At 70.1% G+C, this 25,013-nt stretch carries 26 protein-coding genes; 24 read left to right on the plus strand and 2 right to left on the minus strand.

Annotation, left to right across the window (positions count from 1 at the left end):
* The first annotated feature begins 13 nt into the window (after window positions 1-13).
* Genes ABXJ56_RS12070 through ABXJ56_RS12090 form a run of 5 tightly spaced genes read left to right on the plus strand, consistent with a single transcriptional unit; the run spans window position 14 to window position 3,927 of the window.
* A complete protein-coding gene (locus ABXJ56_RS12070) occupies window positions 14-1,108 on the plus strand; it encodes a histidinol-phosphate transaminase (protein WP_353999900.1) in 1,095 nt (364 codons plus the stop codon).
* Window positions 1,105-1,710, plus strand: a complete 606-nt coding sequence (hisB, locus tag ABXJ56_RS12075) for an imidazoleglycerol-phosphate dehydratase HisB (protein WP_353999901.1) — start codon at window positions 1,105-1,107, stop codon at window positions 1,708-1,710. The genes ABXJ56_RS12070 and hisB overlap by 4 nt, the downstream gene beginning before the upstream one ends.
* On the plus strand, window positions 1,707-2,366 hold the full coding sequence (hisH, locus tag ABXJ56_RS12080) for an imidazole glycerol phosphate synthase subunit HisH (protein WP_353999902.1): 660 nt from the start codon (window positions 1,707-1,709) through the stop codon (window positions 2,364-2,366). The genes hisB and hisH overlap by 4 nt, the downstream gene beginning before the upstream one ends.
* A gap of 54 nt (window positions 2,367-2,420) precedes the next feature.
* Complete coding sequence (priA, locus tag ABXJ56_RS12085) at window positions 2,421-3,167, plus strand: bifunctional 1-(5-phosphoribosyl)-5-((5-phosphoribosylamino)methylideneamino)imidazole-4-carboxamide isomerase/phosphoribosylanthranilate isomerase PriA (protein ID WP_353999903.1); 747 nt, start codon at window positions 2,421-2,423, stop codon at window positions 3,165-3,167.
* The gene (locus ABXJ56_RS12090) at window positions 3,151-3,927 is read left to right on the plus strand and encodes an SseB family protein (RefSeq protein WP_353999904.1); all 777 of its coding nucleotides are present in this window, start codon (window positions 3,151-3,153) and stop codon (window positions 3,925-3,927) included. The genes priA and ABXJ56_RS12090 overlap by 17 nt, the downstream gene beginning before the upstream one ends.
* 6 nt (window positions 3,928-3,933) lie before the next feature.
* On the opposite strand, the gene ABXJ56_RS12095 is transcribed toward ABXJ56_RS12090, so the two are convergent.
* Window positions 3,934-4,320 carry a DUF1844 domain-containing protein gene (locus ABXJ56_RS12095; protein ID WP_353999905.1) on the minus strand — a complete coding sequence of 129 codons (387 nt, stop codon included), beginning with the start codon at window positions 4,318-4,320 and terminating at the stop codon, window positions 3,934-3,936.
* 291 nt (window positions 4,321-4,611) lie between these two features.
* On the opposite strand from ABXJ56_RS12095, the gene infC reads away from it, so the two are divergent.
* The 18 genes from infC (at window position 4,612) to ABXJ56_RS12185 (ending at window position 22,644) form a co-directional block, all read left to right on the plus strand.
* Window positions 4,612-5,202, plus strand: a complete 591-nt coding sequence (infC, locus tag ABXJ56_RS12100) for a translation initiation factor IF-3 (RefSeq protein ID WP_435404979.1) — start codon at window positions 4,612-4,614, stop codon at window positions 5,200-5,202.
* Between the two features lie 70 nt (window positions 5,203-5,272).
* Entirely contained in the window at window positions 5,273-5,467 is a 195-nt protein-coding gene (gene rpmI, locus ABXJ56_RS12105; protein ID WP_353999906.1) for a 50S ribosomal protein L35, read from the plus strand.
* A gap of 29 nt (window positions 5,468-5,496) precedes the next feature.
* Window positions 5,497-5,880 (plus strand): 50S ribosomal protein L20, encoded by a 384-nt coding sequence (rplT, locus tag ABXJ56_RS12110; RefSeq protein WP_053547531.1) that lies wholly within the window; start codon window positions 5,497-5,499, stop codon window positions 5,878-5,880.
* Between the two features lie 104 nt (window positions 5,881-5,984).
* Window positions 5,985-6,785, plus strand: coding sequence for a TrmH family RNA methyltransferase (locus ABXJ56_RS12115; protein ID WP_353999907.1), 801 nt, complete (start codon window positions 5,985-5,987; stop codon window positions 6,783-6,785).
* A gap of 88 nt (window positions 6,786-6,873) precedes the next feature.
* Window positions 6,874-7,668, plus strand: a complete 795-nt coding sequence (locus ABXJ56_RS12120) for an amino acid ABC transporter ATP-binding protein (RefSeq protein ID WP_353999908.1) — start codon at window positions 6,874-6,876, stop codon at window positions 7,666-7,668.
* 99 nt (window positions 7,669-7,767) lie between these two features.
* A complete protein-coding gene (locus ABXJ56_RS12125; protein WP_353999909.1) occupies window positions 7,768-8,673 on the plus strand; it encodes a glutamate ABC transporter substrate-binding protein in 906 nt (301 codons plus the stop codon).
* 66 nt (window positions 8,674-8,739) lie between these two features.
* On the plus strand, window positions 8,740-9,396 hold the full coding sequence (locus ABXJ56_RS12130) for an amino acid ABC transporter permease (protein ID WP_353999910.1): 657 nt from the start codon (window positions 8,740-8,742) through the stop codon (window positions 9,394-9,396).
* A complete protein-coding gene (locus tag ABXJ56_RS12135; RefSeq protein WP_353999912.1) occupies window positions 9,393-10,313 on the plus strand; it encodes an amino acid ABC transporter permease in 921 nt (306 codons plus the stop codon). The genes ABXJ56_RS12130 and ABXJ56_RS12135 overlap by 4 nt, the downstream gene beginning before the upstream one ends.
* 24 nt (window positions 10,314-10,337) lie before the next feature.
* On the plus strand, window positions 10,338-11,378 hold the full coding sequence (gene pheS / locus ABXJ56_RS12140) for a phenylalanine--tRNA ligase subunit alpha (protein ID WP_353999913.1): 1,041 nt from the start codon (window positions 10,338-10,340) through the stop codon (window positions 11,376-11,378).
* Window positions 11,378-13,885: a phenylalanine--tRNA ligase subunit beta gene (gene pheT / locus ABXJ56_RS12145; RefSeq protein WP_353999914.1), complete on the plus strand. Its 2,508-nt coding sequence runs from the start codon at window positions 11,378-11,380 to the stop codon at window positions 13,883-13,885. The genes pheS and pheT overlap by 1 nt, the downstream gene beginning before the upstream one ends.
* 262 nt (window positions 13,886-14,147) lie before the next feature.
* Window positions 14,148-15,215: an N-acetyl-gamma-glutamyl-phosphate reductase gene (gene argC / locus ABXJ56_RS12150; protein ID WP_353999915.1), complete on the plus strand. Its 1,068-nt coding sequence runs from the start codon at window positions 14,148-14,150 to the stop codon at window positions 15,213-15,215.
* A complete protein-coding gene (gene argJ / locus ABXJ56_RS12155; protein WP_353999916.1) occupies window positions 15,212-16,369 on the plus strand; it encodes a bifunctional glutamate N-acetyltransferase/amino-acid acetyltransferase ArgJ in 1,158 nt (385 codons plus the stop codon). Before argC ends, argJ begins: the two co-directional genes overlap by 4 nt.
* Window positions 16,366-17,265, plus strand: coding sequence for an acetylglutamate kinase (gene argB, locus ABXJ56_RS12160; RefSeq protein WP_353999917.1), 900 nt, complete (start codon window positions 16,366-16,368; stop codon window positions 17,263-17,265). Before argJ ends, argB begins: the two co-directional genes overlap by 4 nt.
* Window positions 17,262-18,494 (plus strand): acetylornithine transaminase, encoded by a 1,233-nt coding sequence (locus ABXJ56_RS12165; RefSeq protein ID WP_353999918.1) that lies wholly within the window; start codon window positions 17,262-17,264, stop codon window positions 18,492-18,494. Before argB ends, ABXJ56_RS12165 begins: the two co-directional genes overlap by 4 nt.
* Complete coding sequence (gene argF, locus ABXJ56_RS12170) at window positions 18,491-19,420, plus strand: ornithine carbamoyltransferase (protein ID WP_353999919.1); 930 nt, start codon at window positions 18,491-18,493, stop codon at window positions 19,418-19,420. The genes ABXJ56_RS12165 and argF overlap by 4 nt, the downstream gene beginning before the upstream one ends.
* The gene (locus tag ABXJ56_RS12175; protein ID WP_353999920.1) at window positions 19,417-20,505 is read left to right on the plus strand and encodes a heparan-alpha-glucosaminide N-acetyltransferase domain-containing protein; all 1,089 of its coding nucleotides are present in this window, start codon (window positions 19,417-19,419) and stop codon (window positions 20,503-20,505) included. Before argF ends, ABXJ56_RS12175 begins: the two co-directional genes overlap by 4 nt.
* Before the next feature lie 9 nt (window positions 20,506-20,514).
* Window positions 20,515-21,945: an argininosuccinate lyase gene (argH, locus tag ABXJ56_RS12180; protein ID WP_353999921.1), complete on the plus strand. Its 1,431-nt coding sequence runs from the start codon at window positions 20,515-20,517 to the stop codon at window positions 21,943-21,945.
* Window positions 21,946-21,999: 54 nt separating this feature from the next.
* The gene (locus tag ABXJ56_RS12185; protein WP_353999922.1) at window positions 22,000-22,644 is read left to right on the plus strand and encodes a SatD family protein; all 645 of its coding nucleotides are present in this window, start codon (window positions 22,000-22,002) and stop codon (window positions 22,642-22,644) included.
* Here ABXJ56_RS12185 and ABXJ56_RS12190 read toward each other — a convergent pair whose 3' ends face one another.
* Window positions 22,645-23,244, minus strand: a complete 600-nt coding sequence (locus tag ABXJ56_RS12190; RefSeq protein WP_353999923.1) for a hypothetical protein — start codon at window positions 23,242-23,244, stop codon at window positions 22,645-22,647.
* 66 nt (window positions 23,245-23,310) lie between these two features.
* Here ABXJ56_RS12190 and tyrS point away from each other — a divergent pair, with 66 nt between their 5' ends.
* A complete protein-coding gene (tyrS, locus tag ABXJ56_RS12195; protein WP_353999924.1) occupies window positions 23,311-24,624 on the plus strand; it encodes a tyrosine--tRNA ligase in 1,314 nt (437 codons plus the stop codon).
* The last annotated feature ends 389 nt before the right edge of the window (window positions 24,625-25,013 follow it).

Consider the following 25,013-nt stretch of genomic DNA (forward strand, 5'->3'; position numbering starts at 1 on the left):
GCGGCGCTCTACGATGGGAGGGGTGACCACCCGCTTGGAAGACCTGCCCCTTCGCGATGATCTCCGGGGGATGACGCCCTATGGCGCCCCGCAGGCAGCGCTCCCCGTGGCGCTGAATGTCAACGAGAACACCCACCCGGTCCCGGCGGAGGTCGCCGACGACATCCTCGACGCGGTCGCGCTGGCTCTTCGCGAGGTGAACCGCTACCCCGACCGCGAGTTCAGCGGCCTGCGCGATGGCTTCGCCCAATACCTCGGACACGGACTCGAAGCGGCCAACATCTGGGCGGCGAACGGGTCCAACGAGGTCCTGCAGCATGTGCTGCAGGCGTTCGGCGGCCCGGGGCGGCGCGCGTTCGGGTTCGCGCCCACCTACTCCATGTACCCCCTCCTCACGCGTGCGACCGGGGCGGAATGGGTCGCCGGCACGCGTCGCGACGACTTCACGGTCCGCGCCGACGACGCGGCGCGGCAGGTCGCCGAGGCGCACGCCGACGTCGTGTTCCTGTGCGCGCCGAACAACCCGACGGGAACGCCGATGGGTCTCGACGAGATCCGGGCGGTGTACGACGCGACCGACGGCATCGTCATCGTCGACGAGGCCTACCAGGAGTTCGCTCCGCGGGAGGAGCCGTCGGCCCTGACCCTGCTTCCCGGCCGCGAGCGTCTCGTGGTCTCTCGCACCATGAGCAAGGCCTTCGCCTTCGCGGGCGCGCGCGTGGGCTATCTGGCGGCCGATCCCGTCGTGGTCGACGCGCTCCGACTCGTCCGACTGCCCTACCACCTGAGCGCGCTGACCCAGGCGGCGGCGACGGCGGCGCTGCAGCACGCGCCGACCATGCTGCGGATGGTGGACGACATCGTCGCTCAACGCGATCGCATCTCGGCGACACTTCAGGCGCTCGGCTACCGACCGTACGAGTCGTGGACGAACTTCGTCCTCTTCGGCGGCGTCGACGACCCCCGTGCCGTCTGGGAGGGGCTCTACCGGCGCGGCGTCCTCATCCGGGACGTCGGGATCGCGCACCACCTCCGGGTGACGGCGGGCACCGAGGAGGAGACGACGGCGTTCCTGGATGCCCTCGCCTCGGTAGGATCGGGCTCATGAACGCCCCCCGCACCGCTTCCCTCTCGCGTGCGACCAGTGAGTCTCGCGTCGAGGTGGAGCTCGATCTGGACGGCGCCGGACGCAGCCGCATCGACACCACCGTCCCGTTCTTCGACCACATGCTGACGGCGTTCGCGAAGCACTCCCTGACCGATCTCACCATCCGGGCCGAGGGCGACACCCACATCGACGCCCACCACACCGTGGAGGACGTCTCCATCGTCCTCGGGCAGGCGATCCGACAGGCCCTGGGCGATAAGGCCGGCATCGCTCGCTACGGCGACGCCCTCGTGCCGCTGGACGAGGCGCTCGCACAGGCGGTCGTCGACATCAGCGGGCGGCCGTACCTCGTCCACTCGGGCGAACCCGCCGGATTCGAGCACCACCTGATCGGGGGGCACTTCACCGGCTCCCTCGTCCGGCACAGCTTCGAAGCCATCAGCGTCCACGCAGGGCTCACCGTGCACGTGCGCGTGCTCGGCGGCCGCGATCCACACCACATCGCGGAGGCGGAGTACAAGGCATTCGCACGCGCGTTCCGCCAGGCGAAGGCGCTCGACCCCCTCGTGGAGGGGATCCCGAGCACGAAGGGCGCACTGTGACGGAGCTCGGCTCCCGGCCGACCGTCGCGGTCCTCGACTACGGCTCGGGGAACGTCCATTCGGCCGTCAAGGCGCTCGTGTCGGCGGGCGCGGATGCGCGGTTGACGTCGGATGCCGGATTCGTGCGCGACGCGGACGGGCTCGTCGTCCCCGGCGTCGGAGCGTTCCACGCCGTCATGGAGGCACTGCGCGCCCAGCGTGGTGACCAGCTCATCGAGCGGCGGCTCGCCGGGGGTCGCCCTGTGCTCGGCATCTGCGTCGGCATGCAGGTGATGTTCGAGCTCGGTGTCGAGCGCGGCAAGGATACCGAGGGGCTCGGCGAGTGGCCCGGTGCGGTCACGCAGCTGGACGCGCCCGTCCTGCCGCACATGGGGTGGAACACCGTCGCCCCCGGCGAGGGTACGGTCCTCTTCCGCGGCCTCGAGAGCGAGCGGTTCTACTTCGTGCACTCGTTCGCGGCGCAGACATGGTCGATGGTCGCTCAGGACACCTTTCGCCAGCCGACCCTGACGTGGAGCACGTACGGCTCGTCGTTCCTCGCCGCCGTCGAGAACGGCCCGCTCTCGGCGACGCAGTTCCATCCGGAGAAGTCGGGGGAGGCCGGCATCCGCCTCCTCGCCAATTGGATCGGCGGCCTCGGCGGGGCTACTCTCTGAGATCGTGCCCTGCAGCGGGTTCCCACCCGCCTCACCCGTCCCGCACGAGGAGCCATGAACGATTTCGCGTCCACGCCCACGCTGACCCTCCTTCCCGCCGTCGACGTCGCCGATGGGAAGGCGGTGCGCTTGACCCAGGGTGAGGCCGGCACCGAAACCAGCTACGGCGACCCGATCGACGCCGCACACGAGTGGGCGCGTCAGGGCGCGCAGTGGATCCATCTCGTCGATCTGGACGCGGCGTTCGGTCGCGGCAACAACGCCTCGATCCTGCGCAAGGTGATCAAGTCGGTGCGGGGTGTCCAGGTCGAGCTCTCCGGCGGCATCCGCGACGACCGCACGCTCGAGGCGGCGCTCGAGAGCGGCGCCGCGCGCATCAACCTGGGAACGGCGGCGCTCGAGAACCCCGAGTGGGCAGCCGACGTCATCGGGCGCTACGGCGACGTGATCGCCGTAGGCCTCGACGTGCGCGGCACGACGCTCGCCGCCCGCGGCTGGACCCGGGAGGGCGGCGATCTGTGGACGGTCCTGGACCGACTCGAAGACGCCGGCTGCAGCCGTTACGTCGTCACAGACGTGACCAAGGACGGCACGCTGCAGGGCCCGAACCTGGAGCTTCTGCGGGAACTCACCACGCGCACGCCGAAGCCGATCGTCGCCTCCGGCGGTGTGTCGAATCTGGACGACATCGCCGCACTCCGGGAGCTCGTGCCGCTCGGCGTCGAGGGGGCCATCGTCGGAAAGGCCCTCTACGCCGGGGCCTTCACCCTGGCGGAGGCTCTGGATGTCGCCGGACGCTGACGGAGCACACTCCGCCGACTCGGCCGGCGTCCCCTGGAAGGGTCGGGAGTTCCGCGCGAATCCGCACGCCGCCGACGACGGCTCGGCGGACCCCGCGCTCGCCGAGGCGCTGCGCCGCTTCGCCGCCGGCGACGGCTCACCCGTCGAGGTGGTCGACGCGTACCGCTCGGCCCGTCTGCTGATCCCCCTCGTAGCGGAGAAGGGCGACGAGGGCATCGGCGCGCACGGGCTCGCGGTGGACAAGACCCAGGAGCTGTCGATCGTGACGGTCGCGGCCCCCGACGGGCGCCGCATCCTCCCCGTGTTCTCCAGCGTCGCGGCGATGCAGAAGTGGGATGCCGCCGCACGGCCCGTTCCGGCCGACGGCGTCCGGACGGCGCTGGCCGCGGTGCAGGACGGAACGGATCTGATCGTTCTGGATCCGACGTCGTCCACGGAGTTCGTCGTGCGTCGGCCTGCGGTCTGGGCGATCGCCCGCAGCGAGCCGTGGGAGCCCAGTTACGCCTCCCCGGAGGTCTACGCGGGCCTCCAGGAGAGCATCGGCGGCGAGCTCGCGGTCCTTGACCTGTCGGTGGCGCCGGGGGATCCCCGAGGGACGCTGCGCGGACCCGAGCTGGTGGTGCGACTGGAGCTCATCGCGGGACTCGACAGCGCGGAGCTCGACGCCGTCTTGAAGAGACTCGCGGCGCGCTGGGCCGCGGATGACCGGATCGCGACCCTCGTCGACTCCCTGTCGGTGTCTCTCGTCCGCGGAGGCTGAGCCTGCTCAGGTGACGGGGCCCGTCCACTTCTCGCCCGGTCCCTTGCCGATCGGATCGGGAATGGCGGAGGCTTCGCGGAACGCCAGCTGCAGCGAGCGCAACCCGTCCCGCAGCGATCGGGCGTGCATGTCGCTGATCTCGGGAGCGCCGGCGGTGATCAACCCCGCGAGGGCGTTGATCAGCTTGCGCGCCTCATCGAGGTCTGTCTGCTGCGCGGGATCGTCGGCGAGGCCGACTTTCACCGCGGCGGCGCTCATCAGATGCACCGAGGTCGTGGTGATGACCTCGACCGCGGGCACGGCGGCGATGTCGCGCGTGGCCGACGCGGCGTGGCGCTCCTGTTCCTCCCACTGCGCGTGTCGGTCGTCGTCGGGGCTCGGAATCGTTGTCACGTCGCTCTCTCTGCTACACTTCAGCGGGCACCGGAGCGTCTTGCTCCGGACCGAAAGAGGATTCGATCCCACCCGCGCTTGCCGCTCCAGGCTACCGGGTCCTGCACTCCGCCCCTGACCTCGCGTCGGGGGTCGTCCCTCGAGGATTCGGGTGCGAGAAAGCCGGCGCTGGTGCGCCGTGCGGGTGGAAGCGACCTCCTCTTTCCATCGCGGCAGCGTCCGCGGTGGCTGTCACCCGTCACGTCAGAGGAGTTCCGCATCAGCGATCCCCGCACCAATGAGCGCATTCGCGTGCCCGAGGTCCGACTCGTCGGTCCCGGCGGCGAGCAGGTCGGCGTCGTCCGCATCGAAGTCGCCATGCGACTGGCTCAGGAGGCCGATCTCGACCTGGTCGAGGTGGCGCCCAACTCCAAGCCGCCCGTGGTCAAGATCATGGACTACGGGAAGTTCAAGTACGAGGCCGCTCAGAAGGCCAAGGAAGCGCGTCGCAATCAGGCGAACACGGTCCTCAAGGAGGTCCGTTTCCGCTTGAAGATCGAGGCGCACGACTACATCACCAAGCTCAAGCGCGCCGAGGGCTTCCTCCAGGCCGGCGACAAGGTGAAGGCGATGATCCTGTTCCGTGGTCGCGAGCAGTCCCGCCCGGAGCAGGGTGTGCGCCTGTTGCGCAAGTTCGCCGAGGATGTCGCGGAGTTCGGCACGGTCGAGTCCAACCCGACCATCGACGGCCGCAACATGGTGATGGTCGTCGCGCCGCACAAGAACAAGTCCGAGGTCAAGACGGAGCAGAACGCCCAGCGGGCGGCGAACAAGGAAGCGGCGCGCTCCGCGCGTCACGCCGATGACGACACCGCCGCGGACACCTCGTCGGACGACGAGTAGGCCCCCAGACTCCCGCATCGCGGGATCCAGACTCCCGCTCGCGCGGGATGCGATAACGAAGGAAGAACAGATGCCGAAGCAGAAGACCCACTCGGGTGCGAAGAAGCGCTTCAAGCTGACCGGAAGCGGAAAGCTGATGAAGCAGCAGGCCGGTATGCGCCACAACCTCGAGGGCAAGTCGTCGCGCGTCACGCGCCGTCTGAACCAGGAGCAGGTTCTGGCGCCGGGCGACGCCAAGGTCGCCAAGAAGCTCCTCGGTCACTGAGCGCGTTCGCACGATAGGAAACAGAAGAAATGGCAAGAGTAAAGCGGGCGGTCAACGCCCACAAGAAGCGTCGCGTCATCCTCGAGCGCGCCTCCGGCTACCGCGGGCAGCGCTCGCGCCTGTACCGCAAGGCCAAGGAGCAGGTCACCCACTCCCTGGTCTACGCGTACCGCGACCGTCGCAAGCGCAAGGGCGACTTCCGTCGTCTGTGGATCCAGCGCATCAACGCCGCGAGCCGTCAGAACGGCCTGACCTACAACCGCTTCATGCAGGGCCTCGGCCTCGCGGGCGTCCAGGTCGACCGTCGTATGCTCGCCGAGCTCGCCGTGAACGAGCCGGCCACCTTCGCCTCGCTCGTCGCGACCGCCAAGGCGGCTCTCCCGGAGAACGTCAACGCCCCCAAGGGTGCGTGAGCGGCATCCGCTGATCGAACGGGCGCTTCCCCTCGGGGAGGCGCCCGTTCCGTCTTCCCCGGCGATGTCGGATGGCGGGGGCTGCGGTCCCTAGGATGAGACATGTGCTGGAGAATCCGCGATCGCCCCGCGTTCGCGCCGTCGCGAAGCTCACCAAACGCCCGGCGCGTGCGGAGACCGGGCTGTTCCTCCTCGAAGGCCCCCAAGCGGCCCGCGAAGCGCTCACGCACCGTCCGGACATCATGGTCGAGCTCTTCGCGACGCCCTCGGCGATGGAGAGGCACGCCGACATCCGCGAGGCCGCGGTCGCGGCGGGGCTCGAGGTGGTGTTCGCCACCGAGAGCGTCGTCGACGCGATGGCCGACACCGTCACCCCGCAGGGCATCGTCGCGGTCGCGCGGCAGGCCCCGACATCCGTGCGGGACATCTTCGCCGGGGAGCCGCGGCTCGTCGCGATCTGCGAGGAGGTCCGCGACCCCGGAAACCTCGGGACCATCATCCGCGCTGCGGACGCGGCGGGGGCGGACGCCGTCGTCCTCACCGGGCGCACGGTGGACCCCTACAACCCGAAAGTGGTGCGCTCCACCACCGGATCCCTGTTCCACCTGCCCGTCGCCGTCGGCGTCGATCTCGCCGACGCCGTCGCGCGCGCCCGTGCGGCCGGTGTGCGCGTGATCGCCGCGGACGTCGGGGGAGGAGACTTCCTCGGCTCGCGCGATCTCCTGGCAGAACCGACGGCATGGCTCTTCGGCAATGAGGCGCGCGGCCTCGAGGACGATGCGCTCGCCCTCGCGGACCTCTCCCTGCGGCTGCCGATCTACGGCTCGGCGGAATCGTTGAACCTCGCCACCGCGGCGAGCGTGTGCCTCTACGAGACGGCGTTCGCGCAGCGTACGCACGCCTGACCTCGCCGCCGCGCACCGCGCATTACGGGCGGGTAAAGGTTGGTGTGGATAACCTGCGTCTTCGTTGAGGTGTGCTTAAGCTTGCGGGATGAGCAGCTCAGAGGCCGACAGCGCCCCCGCGACGTCGAACATCTCGGTGCGGCGCGGCGATCCCCTCGTCGTCATCCGCGGGGTGCAGAAGCACTACGGGGACTTCCAGGCCCTCACCGACATCGACCTCACGGTCAACCGCGGCGAGGTGGTCGTCGTCATCGGCCCGTCGGGGTCGGGGAAGTCCACGCTCTGCCGCACGATCAACCGCCTCGAGACCATCACCGAGGGCGACATCTCCATCGACGGGCAGGAGCTGCCCAAGGAGGGGAAGGCCCTGGCGCACCTCCGGGCCGATGTCGGGATGGTGTTCCAGTCGTTCAACCTCTTCTCCCACCTGACGATCCTCGACAACGTCACCCTCGGACCCATCAAGGTGCGCGGCATGAAGCGGGCGGACGCCGAGCGCGAGGCGACGGCCCTGCTCGAGCGCGTCGGGGTCGCCCACCAGGCGCAGAAGCTGCCCGGTCAGCTCTCCGGGGGACAGCAGCAGCGCGTGGCGATCGCCCGCGCCCTGGCCATGAACCCGAAGGTCATGCTCTTCGACGAGCCGACGAGCGCGCTGGACCCGGAGATGATCACCGAGGTCCTGGACGTCATGGTCGGTCTCGCCCAGAGCGGGATGACGATGATCGTCGTGACCCACGAGATGGGGTTCGCGCGCAAAGCCGCCGACCGCGTCGTCTTCATGGCGGACGGGCGCATCGTCGAGGAGGCGACGCCGGAGGAGTTCTTCACCCGTCCGCGCAGCGACCGCGCGAAGGACTTCCTCTCCAAGCTCATCACCCACTAGGACGCAGCCGAACGAAAGGACATCCTCGGCGTTCCAGCACCCGCCGCGGCACGGCCACCCGACGGCCTCCGCTCCACCCCACGCTCAGGAGATACCCCCATGCGTCACCGCAGAATGCTCGCCGGCATCGGCCTCGCCGCCGCCGCCGCCCTCACCCTCACCGCCTGCAACAGCGGATCGCCCACCGCGGCGCCCGGAACCGACGGCGGGGAGCCCGCAGACACCTCATCCCTGTGGGAGGTCAACACCGAGGTCGACCTCGCCGGCAGCCCCACCTACGACCGGATGGTCGAGCGCGACGGCGTCGTCGTCGGCGTGAAGAACGACCAGCCGGGTCTCGGCATCGAGGACGCCACGACGGGGGAGCGCACCGGCTTCGACGTCGACATCGCGCGCTGGATCGCCGCGTCGCTCGGATTCGACGAGGAGCAGATCGAGTACGTCACGATCCCCTCGGCCAACCGCGAGCAGGCCATCGTCAACGGCGACATCGACTACTACGTCGGCACCTACTCGATCACCGACTCCCGCGATGAGCAGATCGATTTCGCCGGGCCCTACTTCATCACGGGCCAGGGCCTGCTCGTCGCCGCCGACAACGAGGACATCGCCGGCCCCGACGACCTCGCGGGAAAGATCGTGTGCTCGGTGACCGGATCCACGCCGCTCCAGCGCATCCGCGACGAGTACAGCCCGGGTGACACGGTTGAGTACGACACGTACTCGCAGTGCGTCGAGCAGCTGAAGGCCGGTTCGGTGGACGCCATCACCACCGACGAGGCGATCCTCGCCGGCTACGTCGCACTCGAGCCGGACGAGCTGAAGATCGCCGGTGAACCCTTCAGCGAGGAGCGCTACGGCGTGGGCCTCGAAGAGGGCGACACCGCTCTCAAGGACTGGATCAACACCCTCTTCACGGAGGGCGGCGACACCTGGACCGCGCTGTTCGACATCCATCTGGCACCCGCCGGCATCTCGGGCGAGCAGCCCGACGTCGACGAGTGAGCGATCGGGGGCGGCTGAGAGGCCGCCCCCGATCCCCATCCCCTACATCCGGAGAAAGAGGAGCGCGTGGGCGTCATCTTCGACAACCTCGACCTGTGGGCACAGACGCTCGTCGGGACGCTGGTGCTGTTCTTCGCCGGCGGTCTGCTGGCCCTCGTACTCGGAACGCTGGTCGGCGCGATGCGGGTGTCGCCGGTCCCCGTCGCACGCGGCGTCGGATCGCTCTACGTCAACCTCATCCGCAACACACCGCTCACGCTGGTGTTCTTCGCGTTCGCCTTCGCCCTGCCCCCGCTGCTCGGGCTCCGCCTGACGGCACCGGTCTCCCTCACCCTCGCCGTGTGCGCCCTCGGCATCTACACCGCCACGTACGTCGCCGAGACCATCCGCTCCGGCATCAACACGGTCCCCGTGGGGCAGGCAGAGGCGGCCCGCGCACTCGGGCTGACCTTCGGGCAGGTGATGGGCCTGGTGGTGATGCCCCAGGCGTTCCGATCGGTCATCCCGCCGATGATGAGTGTCTTCATCGCCCTGCTCAAGAACACCACCGTCGCGGCGGGATTCTCCGTCGTCAACCTGGGGTCGATCCGCAACTACCTCAGTGAGCGCGGCGAGAACCAGTTCGTGGTGATCCTCTGGGTGATGGCCATCTTCGTCGCGCTCGTCCTGCTTCTGTCGTGGGCGCAGCGGGCCCTCGAGAACCGATGGAAGGTGGCGCGATGAGCAGCGTCCTCTACGACGTCCCCGGTCCCCGCGCGATCGCGCGCAACCGCGTCCTCGGCGTCCTCACCGTCCTCGTCGTCGCCGCGCTGGTCGGATTCCTGCTCTGGCGCCTGTGGGAGACCGGTCAGTTCACCGCCGAGAAGTGGTCGGCGTTCACGTACACCAACGTCTGGATCCAGATCGGGCTCGCGACGCTTCGCACCCTGGGTGCCTTCGCCGTGGCGGGGCTCGGTGCCCTCGCGCTCGGCTTCGTCCTCGCGATCGGTCGGATGTCGCAGCATGCCTGGATCCGCATTCCTGTGGGCGCCGTGGTCGAGGTGCTGCGCGCCATCCCCGTCCTGGTCTTCATGTTCCTGCTCTACTACGGCTTCCCCGTCCTCGGCATCCGGATGGAGCCGTACTGGGCGGTCGTGATCGCCCTCATCGCCTACAACGGGTCGGTGCTGGCCGAAGTGATCCGCGCCGGCGTGGAATCCCTCCCGCGCGGTCAGTCCGAGGCGGGCTACGCGCTCGGTCTCCGCAAGGCGGGCGTCATGCGCCTCATCCTCCTGCCCCAGGCGATCCGGGCGATGATGCCGGTCATCATCGCGCAGCTGGTGGTGACGTTGAAGGACACCGCGCTCGGGTTCATCATCACCTACCCCGAGCTGCTGTTCTACGCTCGCTTCATCGGGTCCCAAGCGACGCTGGACTCGCCCATCATCCCGGCGACGATCATCGTCGGCGCGATCTACATCGGGCTCTGCCTGCTCCTGTCCCTGGTGGCCTCCGCCGTCGAGAAGCGGCTGCGCCGCTCGCCTCGCGCGGTGGTGCTGGACGCCGGCGGGGGGACCGAGCCTGCGACGGCGACCGAGACGATCGCCGCGCGGCGCGGACTCGGCAAGTTCGACGGAACCGCGGGCGGCGTCAGCACCTGAGGTGCGTCGGTAGACTCGGTCCTCGTGTCCGAGACTGAACTGATCACCCCCGAGGCGGTGGATGCCGCGGTCGAGGCCGCGCTGACGGCTGTGGCCGATGCCGGTGACACCGCCGCCCTCAAGGCGGCCCGGTCGGCCCACGCGGCCGAGGGGTCCGCGTTGGCGGCGCTGAACGCCCAGCTGCGGAACGTGCCCGCCGACCAGAAGGCCGCGCTCGGCAAGCTCGTCGGGCAGGCCCGCGGGCGCGTGTCGTCCGCCTTCGCGGCGCGGGAGAAGGAGCTCGCCGAGGCGGAGACCGCGGCGGCCCTCGAAGCCGAGCGCGTCGACATCACCGCGCTCGCCGCCCGCGCACGCGTCGGGGCGCGGCATCCGCTCACCCTTCTGCAGGAGCAGATCGGCGACATCTTCGTCGGCATGGGATGGGAGGTGGCCGAGGGGCCCGAGCTCGAACACGAGTGGTACAACTTCGACGCCCTCAATCTGGACCCCGACCACCCGGCGCGGCAGATGCAGGACACCTTCTACGTCGACCCCGTCGAGCGGCACCTGGTGCTGCGGACCCAGACCTCGCCGGTGCAGATGCGCACGATGCTCACCCGCGAGCTGCCGGTCTACGTGATCTCGCCCGGACGGGTGTACCGCACCGACGAGTTCGACGCGACGCACCTGCCGGTGTTCAGCCAGTTCGAAGGCCTCGTGATCGACAGGGGCATCACGATGGCGCACCTCAAGGGAACGCTGGACCACGTCGCCCGCGCGCTCTTCGGCGCGGAGGCCAAGACTCGGTTCCGGGCCAACTACTTCCCGTTCACGGAGCCGTCCGCCGAGCTCGACCTCTGGCACCCCACCTTCACCGGCGGAGCCCGGTGGATCGAGTGGGGCGGCTGCGGCATGGTGAACCCGAACGTCCTGCGGGCCGCGGGCATCGACCCCGAGGAGTACTCCGGGTTCGCCTTCGGGATGGGGATCGAGCGGACCCTGATGTTCCGCAGCGACGTCAAAGACATGCGCGACATGGCCGAGGGCGATGTCCGCTTCAGCGAGCAGTTCGGAATGGTGGTCTGATGCGCGTCCCGCTCTCCTGGCTTCGCGAGTTCGTCGACGTGCCGGCATCGGCAACGGGCGACGAGGTGCTCGCCGACCTCGTCCGGGTGGGGTTCGAGGAAGAGGAGGTCATCGCCTTCGAGCTCGCCGGCCCCATCGTCGTCGGCGAGGTGCGTGAGTTCGTCGAGGAACCGCAGTCCAACGGCAAGACGATCCGGTGGTGCCAGGTCGACGTGGGCGAGGCGCTCGGGGGCGTCCGCGGCATCGTCTGCGGCGCCCGCAATTTCTTCGCGGGCGACAAGGTCGTCGTGACCCTCCCCGGCTCCGTCCTCCCGGGACCGTTCCCGATCGCGGCGCGGAAGACCTACGGTCACGTCTCCGACGGGATGATCGCGTCGGCCAAGGAGCTGGGCCTCGGCGACGAGCACTCCGGCATCCTCCGCCTCGTCGATCTCGGGATCGACGCGCCGGTCGGCACCGACGCGATCGCGCTCCTCGGGCTCGATGACGTCGCCGTCGATGTCAACGTGACCCCCGATCGCGGGTACGCGTTGTCGATCCGCGGGATCGCGCGGGAGTACTCGCACGCGACGGGTGCGGCGTTCCGCGACCCGGGCGCGAAGGCCTGGGGTGAGGTGAACCTGCACGACGAGAGCGCGTTCGCCGTGACGGTGCAGGATGCCGCTCCCATCCGCGGCCGGGTGGGAGCGACGGAGTTCGTCGCGCGCATCGTGCGGGACGTCGATCCGACCAAGCCGACGCCGCCCTGGATGATCGCGCGGCTGACGCTCGCCGGAATCCGATCGCTCGGCATCCTGATCGACATCACCAACTACGTCATGATCGAGCTCGGTCAGCCGATCCACGGGTATGACCTCGACCGGCTGCAGGGCGGCATCACCGTGCGCCGCGCCGCGGCGGGGGAGACCCTGCAGACCCTCGACGGCAAGACCCGCACGCTGCACACCGAGGACCTCCTCATCACGGACGACTCCGGCCCCATCGGCCTCGCGGGTGTGATGGGCGGCGGGACGACGGAGATGACGGACGCGACGCGGAACGTGCTCATCGAGGCGGCGACATTCGACACGGTGACGATCGCGCGCACCGCTCGACGACACAAGCTCCCGAGTGAGGCGTCACGGCGATTCGAGCGCGGCGTCGACCCGGCGATCGCGTTCGTCGCAGCCGCCCGCGTCGCCGAGCTCATGGAGCGCTATGCCGGTGGCACGGACACCCGCGCCGGCGGGGCGATCAACGCCACGCGTGTCGACCCCATGATCGAACTGCCGCGCGACTTCGTGTCCGGACTCATCGGGGTCGCCTACACCCCGGACGAGATTGTGGCGTCGCTGGAGATGATCGGCGCGGCGGTGCGCGAGACGGCCGCGGGCTGGGTCGTCGCGGCTCCGTCCTGGCGGCCCGACCTCACCGACAAGTGGACGCTGGCGGAGGAGGTCGCCCGCATCACCGGGTACGACCGCATCCCCTCGGTCCTGCCGGTCCCCCCGGCCGGACGCGGGTTCACCCCGGCGCAGCAGGGGCGTCGCCGCGTGGCGAACGCGCTCGCCGCGGCCGGGTACGTCGAGACCCCGTCGTTCCCCTTCGTCACCGAAGGCGACAACCGTCTCCACGGGTCCGCCACCGGGGGAGAGGTCGCCTCGGTCCGACTCGCGAACCCCCTGGACGGCCAGCATCCGTTCCTTCGCCGCTCGCTCGTCCCCGGGCTGCTGCAGGTCGCGCACCGCAACGTCTCGCGCGGGCTGCTGGATCTGGCGCTCTTCGAGTCGGGGGTGGTCTTCCGCCCCGCCGTGGGGCAGACCTACGGCACCCCCTTCGTCCCGCCGCCGGCGGTGCGACCGGATGCCGCCACGCTCGCCGAGCTGGACGCGGCCATCCCGCCCCAGCCGCGGCACGTCGCCGTGCTCGTCACCGGGCACCGCGTCGCCAAGCAGCCCGGGACCGCGGCGGAGCCGTTCGAACTGGTGGACGTCCTGGATGCGGTCCGCACGATCTCCGGGGCCGCCGGTGTGCGCATCGACGTGGTCCAGACGCAGCGCGCGGCACTGCACCCGGGTCGCGCGGGCGCGCTCGTCGTCGACGGCGCCGAGGTCGGCTACGTCGGGGAGATCCTGCCGGCCGTGGCAGCCGACGCGGACCTCCCGGGCCGCGTGTACGTCGCGGAGCTCGATCTCGACCGCGTGCTGGATGCCGCGCGCACCGTCACCGCCGCGACCCTGTCGGGGTACCCGGCCGCGACCCAGGACGTCTCGCTCGTCGTCTCCGAGGAGGTCCCGGCGGCGGCCCTCCGCGATGCGCTCCTCGACGGCGCCGGTCCTCTGCTCGAGGCCGCCCGGCTCGTCGACGACTATCGCGGAGCGGGAGTGGCGGAGGGGAGCAAGAGCCTCACCTTCGCGCTCCGGTTCCGTGCGCCCGATCGCACGCTGACCGCGGCCGAGGCGACCGAAGCCAAGCTCGCCGGCGTCGCGCGCGCGCAGGAGCAGTGCGGCGCCGCGATCCGCGACTGACCTCGCTCCCGCCGGGGAGGCGCGTCGGGTCCGCCCCACCGATTTGGTGCGGCGGGCCCGGCCTCGATATCGTCTCGGCATGCCCACCGCCGCATCGGGAACCCGCAACGCGCTTTCGCGCGTGGTTCCCGCGCGCCGACGCCGCGACGGACGCCGACTCTAGGCGACGCCGCGTTCCACCCTTCGCCGGGTGCCGACGGGGCCGTCGCCGCTCCCGGCCCGCCGCGCTCGCCGCGGCATCCGACTCTCTAAGGTGGAACCCATGACGTATTCGGTCGCCGTCTCCGGCGCATCGGGCTATGCCGGCGGCGAGATCCTGCGCCTTCTCGCGGCGCACCCCGACGTCGAGATCCGCACCGTGACCGCGCACTCGAACGCGGGGTCGCCCCTCATCGAGCATCAGCCCCACCTGCGCTCGCTTGCGCACCTCGAGCTGCAGCCGACCACGCCCGAGGTCCTCGCCGGACACGACATCGTCGTTCTCGCCCTTCCGCACGGGCAGTCGGGCGCGATCACGGAGTCCCTGTCGGATGCCGCGCTCGTCATCGACGCGGGGGCGGATCATCGGCTGGAGTCGGTCGCGGACTGGGACCGGTTCTACGGCGGCGACTTCCACGAGCCCTGGGCCTACGGCGTCCCGGAGCTGCCGGTGCGCGGGGGGAAGCAGAGGGAGCACCTGGTCGGTGCGCGCCGGATCGCGGCACCGGGGTGCAACGCCTCGACCGTGAGCCTGAGCCTCGCGCCGGGCGTCGCGGCGGGTGTCATCGACCCGCGTGACATCGTCACGGTCCTCGCCGTGGGGCCGTCGGGCGCCGGAAAGTCGCTGAAGACCACCCTGCTCGCCTCCGAGATACTCGGATCGGCCAATCCGTATGCCGTCGGCGGTTCGCACCGCCATATCCCCGAGATCCGGCAGGCCCTCGCCGCGGCGTCGCCGTCCGAGATCGTGGCCGGCGCCGACGAGGGGATCCGGATCTCCTTCACCCCTGTCCTCGTGCCGATGTCCCGCGGCATCCTCGCGACGTCCTCTGCTCCGATCGCGCCCGGCGCGACGGATGCCGAGATCCGCGCGGCCTGGGAAGACGCCTACGTCGACGAGACGTTCGTGACGCTTCTGCCGGAGGGGGTCTTCCCTCGGACCGCGGATGTCGTGGGGGCGAACACCGCGCTCCTGGGCCTCGCCGTCGACCGGCCGGCGGGCAGGGTCACCGTCGTCGCCGCCGTCGACAACCTCGTCAAGGGCACCGCGGGCGCCGCGGTGCAGTCCATGAACATCGCGCTGGGGCTCCCCGAGGGCACCGCATTGACCGTGAACGGAGTCGCACCGTGAGCGTCACCGCACCCCGAGGGTTCGAGGCGGCCGGCGTCGCCGCGGGACTGAAGTCCACCGGCGCGCTCGATGTGGCCGTGGTGGTCAACCGCGGTCCGCTCAAGGTCGGCGCCGCGGTGTTCACGTCCAACCGGGCCAAAGCCAACCCGATCCTCTGGTCGCAGCAGGCGATCGCCGGCGGCGTCGTGGAGGCCGTCGTGCTCAACTCCGGCGGGGCGAACTGTTTCACCGGGAGCTTCGGCTTCCAGACGACGCACCAGACCGCCGAGAAGGCGGCAGAGCTGCTCGGCGTCGGCGCAGGCGACATCCAGGTGTGCTCGACCGGACTGATCGGCACGGGGGACGAAGTCTTCCGTGCCAAGGTCCTCGCCGGGACGGAAGCGGCGATCGCCGCGCTCCGCCCCGACGGCGGGGTCCCGGCATCCGAGGCGATCATGACCACCGACTCCCGGGCGAAGCGCGCCGTCCGCGAGGGGGCGGGATGGACGATCGGCGGGATGGCCAAGGGCGCCGGCATGCTCGCGCCCGGATTGGCGACCATGCTCGTCGTGCTCACCACCGACGCGGTGCTGGACTCCGCCCAGGCCGACGCGGCGCTTCGGGCGGCGACCAGACGCAGCTTCGACCGACTCGACTCCGATGGCTGCATGTCGACGAACGACCAGGTGACTCTGCTGGTCAGCGGCGCGAGCGGGGTGACCCCGAGCGCGGAGGAGTTCGCCGACGCGCTCGCGGCGGTGTGCCTCGACCTCGCGCAACAGCTGCAGGGCGATGCCGAGGGCGCCGGTCACGACATCACCATCGAGGTGCGCCACGCCGCGTCCGAGGACGACGCGGTCGAGGTGGGGCGGTCCGTCGCCCGCAACAACCTCTTCAAGGCCGCGATCTTCGGCAACGATCCCAACTGGGGCCGCGTGCTCGCCGCGATCGGCACGACCGATGCCGTCTTCGACCCCTACGACGTCGACGTGTGGATGAACGGCGTGCGGGTGTGCACCGCGGGAGGGCCCGATCGTCCGCGAGAAGACGTGGACCTCACCCCCCGTGCGACCGACATCGTGATCGACCTCAAGGTCGGCGATGAGACCGCGACCATCCTCACCAACGACCTCACGCACGACTACGTCCACGAGAACAGCGCATACTCCTCATGACCGATCTCCAAGACACCGATCCCGCCGAGGCGAGCGCACGCGCCACGACCCTCATCGAGTCCCTCCCGTGGCTGCGGCGCTTCCGCGACCAGATCGTGGTGGTCAAGTACGGCGGCAACGCCATGGTGAGCGAAGAGCTGCAGGATGCCTTCGCCGCCGACATCGCGTACCTCCGCTACGTCGGCGTCAAGCCGGTCGTCGTGCACGGTGGAGGACCGCAGATCTCCTCGATGCTGGACCGCCTGGCGATCCCGAGCGAGTTCAAGGGCGGATACCGGGTGACCTCCACTGAGGCGATCAGCGTCGTGCGGATGGTGCTCACCGGTCAGATCAATCCGCAGCTGGTGGGCAAGATCAACGCGCACGGCCCCGTCGCGACGGGACTCTCGGGCGAGGATGCCGGGCTGTTCGGAGGGCGCCGCCGCGGCGTGGTCATCGAGGGGATCGAGCACGACCTGGGCCGTGTGGGGGACGTGGTCGAGGTCGATCCGCGCCCGATCCACGATCAGCTCGACGCCGGGCGCATTCCGGTCGTCTCGAGCATCGCCCCCGACCTCGACCACCCGGGGCACTCCCTGAACGTCAACGCGGATGCCGCGGCATCCGCCCTCGCGGTGGCGCTCGGCGCCGCGAAGCTCGTCGTCCTCACCGACGTCCCCGGGCTCTACGCGGACTGGCCCCGACGCGACTCGCTCGTCTCGCACCTCACCTCGACCGAGCTCACGGCGATGATGCCGCGTTTGGAGTCGGGGATGATCCCCAAGATGACGGCCTGCCTCGAAGCGGTCGAAGGCGGCGTGGAGACCGCCGCGATCATCGACGGGCGGGTGCCCCACTCGGTGCTGGTGGAGCTGTTCACCAGCAAGGGAATCGGAACAGAGGTGGTGCGCGGATGACGTGGCAGGACGATGCGGGACGAGACCTGGTCCGCAGCTTCGGACCGCGGATGGCGATGTTCGTCCGCGGGGAAGGCGCGTACGTGTGGGACGCGGAGGGTCGACGGTCACTCGACTTCCTCGCGGGGATCGCCGTGAACTCCCTCGGGCACGCCCACCCGGTGTTCGTCGAGGCCCTGTCGCGGCAGGCCGCGACGCTCGCCCACGTGTCGAACTACTTCGCCACACCGCCCCAGCTCGAGCTGGCCGCGCGTCTGAAGCGCCTCGCCGGAACGGGCGAGCAGGGGCGCGTCTACTTCGCCAACTCCGGTGCGGAGGCGAACGAGGCCGCGTTCAAGCTGGCGCGGCTGCACGGGGGCGCCGACCGTCCGCGTATCCTCGCGCTGACGGATGCCTTCCACGGGCGCACGATGGGCACGCTGGCGCTGACCGGCAAGCCGGCCATGCAGGAGCCCTTTCTGCCGATGACGCCGGGCGTGGAGTTCCTGCCCTCGACGATCGACGCCCTCGAGGCCGCCGTCGACGACCGGGTCGCGGCGCTCATCGTCGAGCCCATCAAGGGCGAAGCCGGTGTGGTGGAGCTCCCCGAGGGGTATCTCGCCGCCGCACGCGAGATCACCGCCCGCCACGGCGCACTGCTCATCGTCGACGAGATCCAGACCGGCGCGGGGCGGACGGGCGAGTGGTTCGCCTACCAGCACGCGGGCATCACTCCGGATGCCGTCACCGTGGCCAAGGGGATCGGGGGAGGATTCCCGATCGGCGCGCTCATCACCTTCGGCTCCGCCAGCGATCTGTTCTACCCGGGCACGCACGGATCGACCTTCGGGGGCAACGCCCTCGGCACCGCCGTCGCCTCTGCCGTCCTCGCCGAGATCGAGCGTGCCGACCTCGTCGCGGCGGCATCCGTGCGCGGTGCGCAGATCCGGGACGGCGTGGAGGCGCTCGGTTCGGAACTGGTGGCGGGGACCCGCGGTCGCGGGCTCCTCATCGGCATCGGACTGACCCGACCGGTGGCCAAGGCCGTGGTCGCCGCCGCCGCCGAGCACGGTCTGGTCATCAACGCGCCCAACGACGACACGATCCGCGTCGTACCGCCGCTCACGATCGGTGACATCGAGGTCGACGAGTTCCTCGCCCTGTTCGCCGCGTCGCTGCGGACGGTGCAGGACGCGCTCCTGCTCGACGGCTCTTCGCAGTCCGCACCCCCCTCGGAGGTTCCCGCATGACCCGCCACCTGCTCCGCGACGACGATCTGACCCCGGCTGAGCAGGCCGAGATCCTCGAGCTCGCCCTGGAGCTGAAGAAGGATCGCTGGAAGCTGAAGCCGCTCGAGGGGCCGCAGACCGTGGCCGTCATCTTCGACAAGTCCTCCACGCGAACCCGGGTCTCCTTCGCGGTCGGCATCGCCGACCTCGGGGGGACGCCGTTGATCATCTCGACGGCCAACAGTCAGCTCGGGGGCAAGGAGACCCCGTCCGACACCGCTCGGGTGCTGGAGCGTCAGGTCGCGGCCATCGTCTGGCGCACCTACGCGCAGTCCGGTCTCGAGGAGATGGCGCGGGACACCCGGGTGCCGGTGGTGAACGCTCTGAGCGACGACTTCCACCCGTGCCAGCTCCTGGCCGACCTCCTGACGATCACCGAGCACAAGGGGCCGCTCGCGGGTCTCACCCTCGCGTTCTTCGGCGACGGGATGTCGAACATGGCGCACTCCTACGTCCTCGCGGGGGTGACGGCGGGCATGCACGTCCGGGTCGCCTCGCCCGAGGATTACGCCCCGCGCGCGGACGTCATCGCCGACGCGGATCGCCGCGCGACGGAGACCGGCGGCTCGGTGACCCTCTACACGGATCCGCTCGAGGCGGCGGCGGGCGCCGACGTGATCGTCACCGACACCTGGGTGTCGATGGGCAAGGAGGAGGAGAAGCTCGCGCGCCTGCGTGACCTCGGACAGTACAAGGTGACGGGAGAGCTGATGCAGCTCGCCCAGGACGACGCGATCTTCATCCACTGCCTCCCCGCCGATCGCGGATACGAGGTCGATGCCGCGGTGATCGACGGTCCGCAGAGCGTCGTATGGGACGAGGCGGAGAATCGTCTGCACGCCCAGAAGGCGCTCCTCGTCTGGCTCCTGCGCCAGAGCGTCGCGTGACGATCGCCGCGAACGTCTCGCGGCTCAACAGCCGGGGGCGCATCACCGGCCTCGACCTCGCCCGCGGGCTCGCGGTGGTGGGGATGCTCGCTGCGCACCTCTTGGTCATCACCGGCCCCTTCGCCCTCGGCGACCCCGATACGTGGGTCGCGGTGGTCGACGGGCGTTCGTCCATCCTGTTCGCCACCGTCGCCGGTGTCTCGATCGGCCTCATGACGGGTGGGGCGTCGCCGCCGCGGGGGACCGACCTGACCTCTGCCCGTGTGCGGATCGCGATCCGAGCGGGGATCCTGTGGGTCCTCGGCATCCTCCTCATCCTCACCGGCGTCCCGGTCTACGTCATCCTCCCCGCCTACGCGGTGCTGTTCCTCCTCACGCTGCCGGTGCTGACGTGGGGTACGCGGGCTCTCGCGATCCTCGCGACGATCCTCGGGTTGGTGATGCCGTTCATCCAGGTGCTGCTCGACGATCTTCCGATCTGGTCGACGCCCCTCGGCGGCGATCTCTCGCTCGCCCTGGGGTGGAACTATCCCTTCCCGACCTGGATCGCCTTCATCCTGGCCGGTCTCGCCGTCGCCCGCGCCGACATCCGGAAGACCACGGTGCAGCTGCGGGTCCTCGTGGTCGGCATCGCCCTCGCGCTCATCGGCTACGGGGCGGATGCCGCAACCGGGTACGGCGCCGCTGCCGAGGAGACCGGATGGTGGCCCGCTGTGTGGACCGCCCGTCCGCACTCCTCGGGCCTCCTCGAGATCATCGGCTCCGGCGGCTTCGCTCTCGCCGTCATCGCCGCCGGTGTTCTCGGGTGCCGGGTGTCCGTCGTGATGTGGGCCGTCCTTCCCCTGCGCGCGGTCGGTGCCATGCCCCTCACCGCGTACACGGCGCAGCTCGTCGTGTGGGCGGCGATCGCCGCCGTCGTCCTCGGGAACCCGGGCGACCTGTCCGGATTCCGGGCACTGGAGCCGTTCTGGCCGATGACGATCGGGATCATCGCGGTCTGCACGGTCTGGGCCCTCCTCGTCGGTCGCGGACCGCTGGAAGCGGTGCTCGACCGCGCCTCAGGACGGCCCCGACCTCGCCGCTAGGCTGGTGCGGTGAACGAGACGACGGCCGACGGAACCAACGAGGGCGCGCTCTGGGGCGCCCGCTTCGCCTCCGGACCCTCGCCGGAGCTGGCGGCGCTCAGCCGCTCGACCCACTTCGACTGGGATCTGGCTCTTTATGACATCGCGGGGTCCCGAGCGCACGCCGTCGCGCTGCATCGCGCCGGATACCTGAGCGACGACGAGCTCGCCGCCATGCGCGACGGGCTTGACCGCCTCGCCGCACGCATCTCGGACGGGACTCTGCGACCTGCTGACGCCGACGAAGACGTCCACGGCGCGCTCGAGCAGGCGCTGATCGCCGAGGTCGGACCGACCCTCGGCGGGAAGCTCCGGGCCGGCCGCAGCCGGAACGACCAGATCGCCACCCTGGTGCGGATGTACCTCATCGATCATTCCCGGACGATCGCGCGCGACGTCCTGGGTCTCATCGACGCCCTCGTGGCACAGGCCGCGGCGCATCCGCATGCAATCCTCCCCGGGCGCACCCATCTCCAGCACGCGCAGCCCGTCCTCCTCGCACACCACCTCCAGGCTCACGCGTGGCCGCTCGTGCGCGATCTCGAGCGCCTGCGGGACTGGACCGCCCGGGCGCGCGTATCGCCGTACGGCGGGGGAGCGCTCGCCGGTTCCTCGCTCGGGCTCGACCCGGTGCTCGTGGCGAGCGAGCTCGGCCTCGGCGACCCGTCCGAGAACTCCATCGACGGGACCTCCGCGCGCGACGTCGTGGCGGAGTTCGCTTTCATCGCGGCCATGATCGGCATCGATCTCTCGCGGTTCGCGGAGGAGATCATCCTCTGGAACACGCGGGAGTTCGGCTTCGTCACCCTGCACGACGGGTACTCGACGGGATCGAGCATCATGCCGCAGAAGAAGAACCCGGACATCGCCGAACTCGCTCGAGGGAAGTCGGGTCGTCTGATCGGGAATCTCACCGGGCTCCTTGCCACCCTCAAGGCCCTGCCGCTGGCGTACAACCGCGATCTGCAGGAGGACAAGGAACCCGTCTTCGACTCGGTCTCAACCCTTGAGACGGTCCTCCCCGCCTTCACCGGGATGGTCGCGACACTGTCCTTCCACACCGCTCGCATGGCGGAGCTCGCACCCCAGGGCTTCTCCCTCGCCACGGATGTCGCCGAGTGGCTCGTCACGCAGGGCGTGCCGTTCCGCGAGGCGCACGAGATCTCGGGCGCGCTGGTCCGTGCTTGCGAGCAGCGGGGGATCGGCTTGGAAGACGCCTCCGATGACCTGCTGCGCGAGGTGTCGACGCACCTTCGACCCGAGGTGCGGTCGGTGCTCACGGTGGAAGGGTCGGTGGCCAGCCGCGCGGGCACGGGCGGAACCGCACCGGAGCGGGTGTCGGAGCAGCGAGCCGCGCTGGTGCATCGCGCGCAGGAGGCATTCCACGCCCTCGGCCTGTGACATCAGATCAGTGAATGACTGATATTCGCCGAATATCAGCTATACACTGATGATGTGGCTGTCGTTCTCACCGTCGATATCGTCGGGTCCCGGCGACTCCCCGATCGCGCGCGCGCCCAGCGGGAGATCGAGGAGGTCGTGTCCCGGGTCTCGGGCGAGGTCCGGGAGGCGGTCATCGCGCCGATCTCGACGACGACCGGTGACGAGCTCCAGGGTGAGGTGGTCTCGGTGGAAGCGGCGCTGGCGATCACGCTCCTCATCCGGCTCGCTCTGCCCGACGACGTCGACCTCCGCTTCGGAATCGGCGTGGGCGAGACCGTGCGGGTCCCGTCCGCGGGGGGCGACATCGCCGAGGGATCGGCCTGGTGGGCGGCCCGCGAGGCGATCGACGCGGTCGATGCCCGGGCTCGGCGGGCGGTGCCGAGCGCGCGGACGGCGATCGCCGCCGATCCGTCGGAGCCCGCATCCGTCCATGAACTCGTCCGTATGGCGGAGGCCTACCTGCTCGCACGGGACGAGGTGATCTCGGCGATGTCGGATCGCTCGCGTCGCCTGACCTACGGTCGCTGCGTGGGGCGGACGCAGCGTGAGCTCGCCGCGGCCGAGTCGATCACCCAGTCGGCTGTGTCCCAGGCGCTCGCCGCGGCGGGGGCGGCATCCGTCGTCGAGGGATACCGGCGGCTGCGTGCGGCGTGGTGATCACCAGATCGCGAGGCGGATGAGCGCGCCGACGAGGCTCGCCCACAGGAGGCTCGACAGTGTCCCGATGATGAACCGTTCGCGAGCCTCGGCTGCGGCGAGCTCGGAGAATCGTCCGATGCCCTTCACGGCCACGACGACGGCGATCGCCTCGGGATAGCCGGCGATCACCGCGATCACGACCGCGAGTCGCTCGAGGTAGCCGATGGTCGTCCCCCCGCGGAGCAGCGCGACGGCGTCGGGGGAGTCCGCAGCGCCCTCGATGCGGGGAGGAGCGACGAGGATGCCGCCGTCGCGCGTCTCCCGGACGCGCCCACCGGTCGCAAGCTCCAGCACCTGCCGTGTGAGCGGATCGCCGCCGATGACCGCGACCGCCACCGCGAGGAGCGCCAGCATCGCGCCCATGAGGGCCGGTACGCCGACCGGCGAGACGGCGACCACGACGGTGGCCGTGACGACGAGTCCTGCCGAGACCGCGAGCGGCGCCGTCGAGGGCCGACGCAGGGTGACCACGGCGAGGGCGAGCGCCGCGGCGAGGGCCAGGAAGACGAGGATCGACACAGCGGCCACCCAGAGGGGTTCGGGGAGGAAGAGGGCCATGGGGGCAGTGTGCCATCGACGGCGGACCGCGCGGGATCGCCGCGCCCCGCTGATAGCGTGGAACGCGTGTCTGAAACCGTCGTGAGCGCCCTCGCGCCCGCCAACGACCCGACGTTCGAGAACGTATGGGATGAGCTGGTGTGGCGTGGCCTGGTGCATGTGTCCACCGATCAGGAGGCGCTGCGCGCCCTTCTCGGCGGAGACCCGATCACGTATTACTGCGGCTTCGACCCGACCGCCCCGAGCCTCCACCTGGGAAATCTCGTCCAGCTGCTGACGATGCGTCGGCTCCAGCTCGCGGGCCACCGGCCGCTCGGCCTCGTCGGCGGCTCCACGGGCCTCATCGGCGACCCACGGCCGAGCGCCGAGCGCACGCTGAACACGAAGGAGACGGTGGGCGAGTGGGTCGGCTACCTGCGCTCCCAGGTGGAGCGATTCCTCGTCTTCGAGGGCGAGAGCGCCGCGCGCATCGTGAACAACCTCGACTGGACGGCTCCGATGTCGGCCATCGACTTCCTGCGCGAGATCGGCAAGCACTTCCGAGTGGGCACGATGCTCAAGAAGGAGGCCGTCGCAGCGCGGCTGAACTCCGACGCCGGCATCAGCTACACCGAGTTCAGCTACCAGATCCTGCAGGGGCTGGACTACCTCGAGCTGTACCGCCAGTACGGGTGCGTGCTGCAGACCGGAGGGAGCGACCAGTGGGGCAACCTCACCAGCGGCACGGATCTGATCCATCGCGTCGAGGGTGTCTCCGTGCACGCCATCGGCACGCCGCTGATCACCAACAGCGACGGCACGAAGTTCGGCAAGAGCGAGGGCAATGCGATCTGGCTGGACGCCGCGATGTGCAGCCCCTACCGGATGTACCAGTTCTGGCTGAACACCGACGACGCCGACGTCATCGCGCGGTTGAAGATCTTCACCTTCCTCACCCGCGAGGAGATCGTCGCCTACGAGCGGGCGGTCGCGGACGAGCCCTTCCGGCGCGAGGCGCAGAAGCGTCTTGCGCTCGAGGTGACGACCTTCGTGCACGGGGAAGCTGCCGCCCGCGCCGTGATCGCCGCCTCCGAGGCGCTGTTCGGCAGGGGTGATCTGACGACGCTCGATGCCGACGTTCTCCGCTCCGCGCTGGAGGAGCTGCCGAACGCCACGGTGCCAGCCGGTACCCCGGTGGTGCAGGCACTCGTGCAGACCGGACTCGTGGCGAGCCTGGGAGAGGCGCGGCGTGCGATCGCCCAGGGCGGTGTGTCGGTGGACGGCGAGAAGGTCGCTTCCGAGGACGCCGTCATCACCGCATCGCTCCCGGGAGACGCAGTGGTCCTCCGTCGCGGGAAGAAGACGCTGGCTGGCGTGTTCGTGGCCGCCGACGAGGGGTGATCCCGCGGAATCCCGGGCGACACGCCCGGGATGGGGGCGTGATTTGCCGGGATGCCGGATCGCACGTAAGTTATTACTTGTTCGCCCCACAGGGAAGAGCGAAGGCCGAAAGGCCCGGCCCCCTCAAGCGGTAGAACATCCCCCTCCTTCAGATCTTGTCTCAGACACGATCATGTGTGTAGGATGGGGAGCCGGTCCACAGGCCGGGTCAGGGACCACTGCTCCTTCTTCGGAGCGAAGCGCCGACCCGATCACATGACCGGAACAAGAGAAGTTGCTTCATGCTGAGGACCGAGAGGTCTGATCGTGGACGCATCCGATCCTTGAGAACTCAACAGCGTGCACTTGTCAAATGCCAATTTATCCTCGTCGGTCTTCGGACTGGTGAG

This window comes from Microbacterium aurantiacum, from assembly GCF_040532595.1.
GTDB classification, from domain to species: Bacteria; Actinomycetota; Actinomycetes; order Actinomycetales; family Microbacteriaceae; genus Microbacterium; species Microbacterium chocolatum_B.

Bases quoted from the DNA above. Each gene is read 5' to 3' on its own strand.
- ABXJ56_RS12070 (WP_353999900.1), top strand. From the start codon at position 14: ATGGGAGGGGTGACCACCCGCTTGGAAGACCTGCCCCTTCGCGATGAT.
- hisB (WP_353999901.1), top strand. From the start codon at position 1,105: ATGAACGCCCCCCGCACCGCTTCCCTCTCGCGTGCGACCAGTGAGTCT.
- priA (WP_353999903.1), top strand. From the start codon at position 2,421: ATGAACGATTTCGCGTCCACGCCCACGCTGACCCTCCTTCCCGCCGTC.
- ABXJ56_RS12090 (WP_353999904.1), top strand. From the start codon at position 3,151: ATGTCGCCGGACGCTGACGGAGCACACTCCGCCGACTCGGCCGGCGTC.
- rpmI (WP_353999906.1), top strand. From the start codon at position 5,273: ATGCCGAAGCAGAAGACCCACTCGGGTGCGAAGAAGCGCTTCAAGCTG.
- rplT (WP_053547531.1), top strand. From the start codon at position 5,497: ATGGCAAGAGTAAAGCGGGCGGTCAACGCCCACAAGAAGCGTCGCGTC.
- ABXJ56_RS12120 (WP_353999908.1), top strand. From the start codon at position 6,874: ATGAGCAGCTCAGAGGCCGACAGCGCCCCCGCGACGTCGAACATCTCG.
- ABXJ56_RS12125 (WP_353999909.1), top strand. From the start codon at position 7,768: ATGCGTCACCGCAGAATGCTCGCCGGCATCGGCCTCGCCGCCGCCGCC.
- ABXJ56_RS12135 (WP_353999912.1), top strand. From the start codon at position 9,393: ATGAGCAGCGTCCTCTACGACGTCCCCGGTCCCCGCGCGATCGCGCGC.
- pheT (WP_353999914.1), top strand. From the start codon at position 11,378: ATGCGCGTCCCGCTCTCCTGGCTTCGCGAGTTCGTCGACGTGCCGGCA.
- argC (WP_353999915.1), top strand. From the start codon at position 14,148: ATGACGTATTCGGTCGCCGTCTCCGGCGCATCGGGCTATGCCGGCGGC.
- argB (WP_353999917.1), top strand. From the start codon at position 16,366: ATGACCGATCTCCAAGACACCGATCCCGCCGAGGCGAGCGCACGCGCC.
- ABXJ56_RS12165 (WP_353999918.1), top strand. From the start codon at position 17,262: ATGACGTGGCAGGACGATGCGGGACGAGACCTGGTCCGCAGCTTCGGA.
- argF (WP_353999919.1), top strand. From the start codon at position 18,491: ATGACCCGCCACCTGCTCCGCGACGACGATCTGACCCCGGCTGAGCAG.
- ABXJ56_RS12190 (WP_353999923.1), bottom strand. From the start codon at position 23,244: ATGGCCCTCTTCCTCCCCGAACCCCTCTGGGTGGCCGCTGTGTCGATC.